Source organism: Sinorhizobium sp. FG01, from assembly GCF_002531875.1.
Taxonomy (GTDB): domain Bacteria; phylum Pseudomonadota; class Alphaproteobacteria; order Rhizobiales; family Rhizobiaceae; genus Sinorhizobium; species Sinorhizobium fredii_C.
In genome coordinates, this window is the sequence record NZ_NWTB01000057.1 from 1 (window position 1) to 1,862 (window position 1,862).

The following is a 1,862-nucleotide window of genomic DNA, read 5'->3' on the forward strand; positions in this document are numbered from 1 at the left end:
TCAGACCGTGGATCCGCGAACAAAGGAGGCTTTGTGATGCCATCAAAATGAACCATTGACAAAAAACCTGATGTGAGTGGAATCGAACTGTAGATCCTGTGATTGCCCGGTTCTGAGGCGGCGCCGGAGCATTGGGGGCCGGATAGGTTGTTCAAAATTCCATCCCGCAGCGCCCAACTACCCGAGCGATCATTCGCCGGTGACGATCAAAAAGTCGCTTGCAATTTTCAACTTCTAAGAATGATGAAAGGCAGGCGTTGCGGCCTGCCTTTCGTGTTCGGTTTAGCCTATTTCAGGCGCTTATGCGGTTTCCAGCGTAGGAATCGCACTCAGGTCGACGTTGTGTTCGGCCTGCCATGCATCATAGGCAGCTTGCATGCGCAGCCATACAGCAGCGCCATCACCGAAAAGCTTGCCTAGGCGGGCCGCAACGTTAGGCGAAACGGGCTTCCTCTCGCTGATGATATCGTGCAACTGCTGCCGGGAAATACCGAGCAGGTTTGCAATCTCAACCTTGCTCTTTCCGGTCTCCGGTATGATGTCATTGAGTAACGCGCCCGGATGAGACGGGCACCGCTGAAGGGGCCTTACTACATCATAAGCCATTCTCGTCTCCATTTGGTCCTTTCTAGGGAACTGCCTGTGTTCTCTTGGGCAGTTCCCAGCGCCAGCCGATACTGGCGCCGGGGGTTGGTTAGTGGTACTGCTCCAAATCAACAGCCGAGGCGTCACCGTTTTCAAATTCGAAGGTGATGCACCATGGTCCATTGACATGAATTGTATATCGTGTCGGCTCGAAGCCTTTCAGGGAGTGGAAATTGAAGCCCGGCAACTTCAATTCACTCAAGTCCTTCGCTTGCTCCAGGCGGTCGAGCCTGATCTTAATGCGCTTCTGCAAATCCTGCGGGACTTTGCTGGACTTCCCGATTTCAAAAAATTCTTTGAGAGCCTTGCTCTTAAATGACTTAATCATAGCCGCTTATCTATTCTCCATGCAGTGCCTCATTGGCTGTTTCGAATGATGGCAATGTAAACAATGTGCTTACTGCTGTCAATACGGAGTAAGCAATTTGCTTACAGCTATTCCGGATTTCCGCGTATGTGAAATGCTTTCCGGTTTCCGAGCCAAGGTCGTCAGGATCGAAAGAAACAAGTCGGCCGGTTTTTATCGCGATGCACGTACCCATTCGGGCGATCGGCGCGCAACGAGCGATTCGCGATGAAAACACCGGCACCGCGGCCAGATAGCAGCACCTTCGGCCGCGACATTCGGGATTGCCGTTCCAGTGGATACATGGCCTTTATCAACGAAAGACAGCAAAAGTCTTGCTGTCTAGGGATTGCCGTGCGATTCTTCGGGCATTATTCGAAGGAGATGAAAATGTCGGAAACGATGCTTGCAGCGCTGACCAGCATTCGGACCGCGGAAGATATGATCGTGGCGTTTCGCGATGAGGAGCAGTGTCGGCGATTGCTGCAAAGCATGGTGTGGCCGGCCGGAAGAGTTTGCCCTGCCTGTGGTTACAAGCGCTCGATCGCGATTGCCGGGCGCGATATGGGCAAGCGACGTGCGCGTCCGGGTCTCTATCAGTGCTCCAGCGGCGATTGCCGGTTCCAGTTCACGGTGACGACCCACACGCCGCTGCATTCAACAAAGCTACCGTTGAGTGTCTGGTTGAAGGGCATGTGGCTTATTCTGCAGTCGGATAAAGGGTTGTCCTCGGTGCGTCTGGCCGAGGCTCTGGGGGTAAGCCAACCCACGGCCTGGCGGATGGGACACGCGCTGTGACCTTGCCCCGTTGAAATAATCCATTTTGAAGTAAGCTCTGGCCCATTGAGAGGACCAGAGAATGAAGCGCAGC

Annotated in this window: 2 protein-coding genes and 1 pseudogene; 1 reads left to right on the forward strand and 2 read right to left on the reverse strand. The window is 53.7% G+C overall.

Annotated elements, in window-relative coordinates:
• Window positions 1-300 precede the first annotated feature (300 nt).
• Together CO656_RS29460 and CO656_RS29465 are read right to left on the reverse strand one after the other, a co-directional pair.
• On the reverse strand, window positions 301-606 hold the full coding sequence (locus CO656_RS29460) for a HigA family addiction module antitoxin (RefSeq protein ID WP_018097650.1): 306 nt from the start codon (window positions 604-606) through the stop codon (window positions 301-303).
• An 88-nt stretch (window positions 607-694) separates the two neighbouring features.
• A complete protein-coding gene (locus CO656_RS29465; RefSeq protein ID WP_018097649.1) occupies window positions 695-973 on the reverse strand; it encodes a type II toxin-antitoxin system RelE/ParE family toxin in 279 nt (92 codons plus the stop codon).
• 408 nt (window positions 974-1,381) lie between these two features.
• Between CO656_RS29465 and CO656_RS29470 the strand changes: the two are divergent.
• Window positions 1,382-1,786, forward strand: a pseudogene (locus tag CO656_RS29470) (IS1595 family transposase); the annotation flags it as partial.
• Between the last annotated feature and the right edge of the window lie 76 nt (window positions 1,787-1,862).